At 70.7% G+C, this 5,151-nt stretch carries 5 protein-coding genes; all 5 read left to right on the top strand.

The window, feature by feature from the left end:
* Positions 1 to 1,059 (top strand): regulatory iron-sulfur-containing complex subunit RicT (gene ricT / locus ACWKY3_RS02985; RefSeq protein WP_449314933.1); only part of this gene is annotated, 1,059 nt, incomplete at its 5' end.
* Between the two features lie 15 nt (positions 1,060 to 1,074).
* Positions 1,075 to 2,529: a nicotinate phosphoribosyltransferase gene (locus ACWKY3_RS02980; RefSeq protein WP_449314932.1), complete on the top strand. Its 1,455-nt coding sequence runs from the start codon at positions 1,075 to 1,077 to the stop codon at positions 2,527 to 2,529.
* Positions 2,530 to 2,583: 54 nt separating this feature from the next.
* Positions 2,584 to 3,483 (top strand): DegV family protein, encoded by a 900-nt coding sequence (locus tag ACWKY3_RS02975; protein WP_449314931.1) that lies wholly within the window; start codon positions 2,584 to 2,586, stop codon positions 3,481 to 3,483.
* Positions 3,484 to 3,544: 61 nt separating this feature from the next.
* Positions 3,545 to 4,474, top strand: a complete 930-nt coding sequence (locus tag ACWKY3_RS02970) for a DegV family protein (RefSeq protein ID WP_449314930.1) — start codon at positions 3,545 to 3,547, stop codon at positions 4,472 to 4,474.
* Between the two features lie 2 nt (positions 4,475 to 4,476).
* A partial coding sequence (locus ACWKY3_RS02965) for an NAD(P)-binding domain-containing protein (protein ID WP_449314934.1) occupies positions 4,477 to 5,151 on the top strand: 675 nt, incomplete at its 3' end.

Below are 5,151 nucleotides of genomic sequence, written 5' to 3'. Positions count from 1 at the left end.
TTCCACGTGCGCATCGACATGCGCCAGATCGGCGTGCGCGACGAGGCCCGCATGGTGGGCGGCCTGGGCCACTGCGGCCAGGAGCTGTGCTGCAAGCGTTTGGGCGGCGAGTTCTGCCCGGTGTCCATCCGCATGGCCAAGGAGCAGGACCTTTCGCTCAACCCGCAGAAGATCTCGGGCGTGTGCGGACGGCTCATGTGCTGCCTTCGCTACGAGTTCGACGCCTACAAGGACTTCAAAAGCCGCGCGCCCAAGCAGAACTCCCAGGTGCAGACGCCGGCGGGCCCGGCCAAGGTGGTGGATTTGGACGTGCCGCGCGAGGTGGTGTCGCTCAAGGTGGAGGGCGAGAAGCCGGTGAAGGTGCCGCTTTCGGACTTCGATCCGCCCGAGGAGGGGGCAAGCCGGCCGAAGTCCGTGGGCGAGGCCGCGTGGGACGACGCCTGCGCCCGGGCGACGATGGGATCGGTGGGCGACGCGTCGGCGTTCGCCTCCCCCCTCCAGCTCACCGGCTCCGACAAGCTGGCCGACCCCACGGCTGTGCGGCGCACCGGACGAGCGGCCGCCGGCGCCGCGCGCAAGGCGGCGGGCGCCGGCAAGCGCGGCGGCAAGGGAGCGGGCAAGGCGGAGGGCGGGTCGTCCTCGGGCCGCAAGCCCCGGCGGCGGCGTTCGACCAAGGTGGGCGGCGAGGAGGCCGCCAAGGCTTCCGGCGCGGCGCGCGGCCGCCAGAGCGGAGCGTCCCAGAAGGAGCGCGCGCAGGGCCAGAGCGCGCAGGGCGGCCCCAAGGGCCGCAAGCCCCGCACCGAGGACGTCCCCAAGCGCTCGGGCCAGCGCAAGCAGGCGCCCCAGGGCGCCAAGCAGGGCCCCCGTCCCGGACAGAAATCGTCGGCTTTGCGCCAGCGCAGGCAGGCGGACGCCCCGCGCGCGGGCAAAGAGGACGCGCAGGGCGCCGCCCGCACCCAGGCAGGCGGCGAGGGCGGGCATCGCCGGGCGCGGCGCCGCAGCCACAAGGCGGGCGGCGAGGGGGCGCAGGGCGCCTCTTCGCAAGGCGAGGGGAAATAGGGGGTGCCGCGCCGCATGAAGATGGACTACGAGCTGCTCACCGACCTGTACCAGCTGACGATGGCCCAGGGCTACTGGGAGACGGGGCGCGCCGGGACCCAGGCGTGCTTCCACATGTACTTCCGCGACTACCCGTTCAAGGGCGGCTACGCCGTCGCCTGCGGCATGGCGCAGCTGGCGGATCTGGTGGACTCCTTCGCCTTCACCGACGAGGACGTGGCGTATTTGGCCTCGCTCGACGCGCCGGGCGGCGGCAGGCTGTTCAAGCCCGCGTTCCTCGAGCACCTGCGCGGCTTTCGGCTGGGCGTGGACATCGACGCGGTCCCGGAGGGCGCCATCGTGTTCCCCCACGAGCCCATCGTTCGGGTGACCGGGTCCATCATGGATTGCCAGCTCATAGAGACGGCGCTTTTGAACTGCGTGAACTTCCAAACGCTCATCGCCACGAAGGCCGCGCGCGTGTGCTTGGCGGCCAAGGCGCCGGTGGCGGAGTTCGGGCTGCGCCGCGCCCAGGGCGCGGGCGGGGGCCTGTGGGCCAGCCGCGCGGCGGTGGTGGGCGGCTGCGCCTCCACCTCCAACGTGCTGGCCGGCAAGCTCTACGGCATCCCCGTGTCGGGCACGCACGCGCATTCCTGGGTCATGTCCTTTCCCGACGAGCTTTCGGCCTTCCGGGCCTACGCGGCGGCGTTCCCGAAGAACTGCGTGCTGCTGGTGGACACCTACGACGTGGAGCAGGGCGTGCGAAACGCCATCGTCGTGGGGCAGGAGATGCGCGCGCGGGGGGAGCGCCTCGCCGGCATCCGCATCGATTCGGGCGACCTGTCGTGGCTGGCCAAGATGGCCCGGCGCATGCTGGACGAGGCGGGCCTTGCCGACTGCGGCATCGTCTTGTCCAACGACCTGGACGAGTACGCCATCCAGTCCATCCGCGACGAGGGGGCGCAGGTGGCCTCGTGGGGCGTGGGGACGAAGCTGGCCTGCGCCTACGACCAGCCCACGCTGGGGGGCGTGTACAAGCTCTCGGCCACGCGCGAGCCGGGGGAGCGGACCTGGACCGACCGGCTCAAGATATCCGAATCCGCCGCGAAGCTGACCACGCCCGGCGTGCTGGACGTGCGCCGCTACTTCTACTGCGACAGCGGGCGCATCGCCGGCGACATGGTGTTCGACGTGAACGCCGGCGTGGGACGCGAGGTCATCGTGGACCCCGCCGACGACCTGCGGCAGAAGAACCTCTCGGGGCTGTGCTTCGAGACGCTGCTCAAGCCGCTCGCGCGCGGCGGACGCTGCGTGCTCGCGCCCGAGCTGCGCGACGCGCTGGCGGCGCGCGAGCGCGCGAAGGCGGGGCTGGAGACGCTCGACGAGAGCCAGAAGCGAATGCTCAACGCCCACACCTATCCGGTGGGGCTGGAGTATGGTCTTTTTGAGCGGCGCCGCGATTTGGTTGTGCGGCTGCGGGGCATCGCGTAGTTTGGTTTCAGTCCACGGCGCCGGCTGGCCGGCGCCCCGTCGAGAAAGGGTGCCATGGTCAAGATAATCACTGATTCGGTCGCCTCCATTCCCGCCGACGCGGCGCGCGAGGCGGGCATCGAGGTGGTCACGCTCTTCGTGAACCGCGACGGGACCGAGTACGCCGACGCAGAGATGGACCTCGACGCGTTCTACGCCGACATCCACGAGATGGCCGACGACCTGCCCACCTCCAGCCAGCCTTCGCAGCACGCCCTCGAGGAGGCGTTCGAGCGCGCCGCGCAGGCCGGCGACGAGGTGCTGGGCGTGTTCATCTCCTCCGAGCTGTCAGGCACCTACGAAGGGGCCGTGCGCGCCGCGCGCGCGGTGAAGGCGCGCAACATAGGCTTCTCCTACGCGCTGGTGGACTCCTCGTCGTGCGGCTACGACGAGGCGTGGCCGGTGTTCGACGCGGTGGAGGCGCGCGACGCCGGGGGAGATTTGGCCGCGTGCGCGGCCGCCGTCGTCGCCGGCGTGGAGCGCACGCGCTTCCTGTTCACGCCGGAGAACCTGACCTTCCTGCAGAAAGGCGGGCGCATCGGCAACGCGGCGGCCCTTCTGGGCAACCTCGTGCGGCTCGCCCCCGTCCTCACGGTCATCGACGGCAAGGCGACCACGTTCGCGAAAGTGCGCACGCGCAAGAAGGCGCTCGAGCGCATTGCGGAGGCGTTTCTGGCCGACGTGGAGGAGCACGGGCTGCGCCGCGCGGCGGTGCACTACATAGGGGACCGCGCCCCGGCGGTCGCCTGGGCGCGCGACGTCGTGGAGCCTTTGATCGGCCGCGCGGTGAGCGTGCTGCCCGTAAGCCCCGTCATCGGGCTGCACGTGGGGCCGGCCGTGGGGATAGCCTACGAGTGCGCGAGCGCCCTCAAGGGAAAGCTGACCGGCCCGGTGCGCGTGCAGGCCGCCTCGTAGGCGGTCGCGCGCAAATGGCTGACGACCGGGCGTTTTTAAGGAAGGGAGAAGCTGAAAGGCCATGAAGCCTCTGTGCAACCTCATCATAGACTCCTGCTGCGACCTGCCTTTCGAGGTGGTGGACCGCGAAGGGGTGGACCTCATAAAGTTCCCCTACGTCATGAGCGACGGGGAGCATGCCGACGATCTGTATCAGACCACGACGGCGCACGGTTTCTACCAGGCCATGCGCGACGGCGAGCAGCCCACGACGGCGCAGGTGCCCGTCCCGGTGTTCCGCGAGGCCTTCGAGCGCGCCATAGCAAGCGGCGTGCCCACCGTGTTCCTGAGCTTCTCAAGCGGCCTGTCGGGCAGCTACGACGCCGCCGAGCTTGTGCACGCCCAGCTCATGGAGGAGCACCCCGAAGCCGAGCTGTACCTGGTGGATACGCGCCTGGCGTCGGTGGCCGAGGCCCTGCTGGTGCACGAGGCCCTGCGCCAGCGCGACCAGGGCCTGACCGCGCGCGAGCTTGCGGCCTGGGCCGAGGAGGCGCGCTTTTTCGTGGACGCGCAGTTTATGGTGGACGATCTGGAGGCGCTCAGGCGGGGCGGCCGCATCCCCGGATCGGTGGCGTACGCGGGATCGAAGCTGGACGTCAAGCCGCTGCTGGGCATCACCGCCGACGGCAAGCTGGCGCTGACGGGGGTGGCGCGCGGGCGCAAGAAGGGCGTCAAGCAGCTGGCGGAGTACTACCGCAAGCGCAAGGCCGACTCGCGGCCCGGTCGCTGCGTGGTCATCGGCAACGCGGACTGCCCGAAAGACGCCGAGCGGCTCAAGGGCGAGCTTTCCAAAGACGACGACAGCATCCTGTTTTTGGAGAGCAGCATAGGCCCCGTCATCGGCAGCCATGTGGGTCCCGGCATGATAGCCGTCGTGTTCTGGGGAGGGGACAAGCGCGAGGAGCTGTCCGTGGCGGACCGCATCGCAAGGAAAGTGAAGGGCGGGGAGTGAGCATGTCGAGGAAAGCGGCCTTTTCCTACAGAGGCGATGCGACCGTGGGGGCCATGGTGGACGCGCGGCTGCGGGAAGCGGGCTACGTGCGCGCCGAGGTGGGCGAGGCGGACGTCGTGGTGACGTACTGCACGTCGCAGACGGCGCTGGAGGACGCGTACTTCGACGACGAGGGCCTGGTGCAGCAGGCGCGGAAGGGGTGTCTGCTCGTGGATTTGTCCCCTTCGACGCCGAGCTTCGCGCGGGAGCTGAACGCGGTGGCGGTGGTGAGCGACCTTGCGACTGTGGAGGCGCCGATCGCGGTGCGGGACCTCTCCCGTCCCGACGCCTTCGCCGACCGCTCCAACCTCGTGTGCTTTATGGGAGGGGACGAGGACGCGGTGCGGGCCGCGGCGGGGGTGGTGGCCGCCGTCGCCGGAGAGGTGCGGGAGACGGGAGGCCCCGGGTCGGCCCAGCTCGCGCGCGCTTCCCATACGCTGCAGACGGTGGCCCAGGTGGTGTCGGCGGTGGAGGCCGACGCCCTGCGCCGCGCCGTCGGCGGCTCGATGGCGGCCCCCGACCGCATGGAGGGGCGCACAGAGGCCGCCTCTCCGACGGCGGGGCAGGTGCTTTCAGCGGTGGAGTCGGGCGGCTTCGAGGGGTCCTACACGGTGGAGATGCTCATGGCCGAGCTCACT

This window comes from Rubneribacter sp. (assembly GCF_965361815.1).
The sequence above is the reverse complement of the archived record's forward strand: the minus strand, read 5'-3'. Positions and strand labels throughout refer to the sequence as shown.

What these genes read in the sequence shown, in the direction of transcription:
- ACWKY3_RS02980 (WP_449314932.1), top strand. Translation starts at nt 1,075, where the DNA reads ATGAAGATGGACTACGAGCTGCTCACCGACCTGTACCAGCTGACGATG.
- ACWKY3_RS02975 (WP_449314931.1), top strand. Translation starts at nt 2,584, where the DNA reads ATGGTCAAGATAATCACTGATTCGGTCGCCTCCATTCCCGCCGACGCG.
- ACWKY3_RS02970 (WP_449314930.1), top strand. Translation starts at nt 3,545, where the DNA reads ATGAAGCCTCTGTGCAACCTCATCATAGACTCCTGCTGCGACCTGCCT.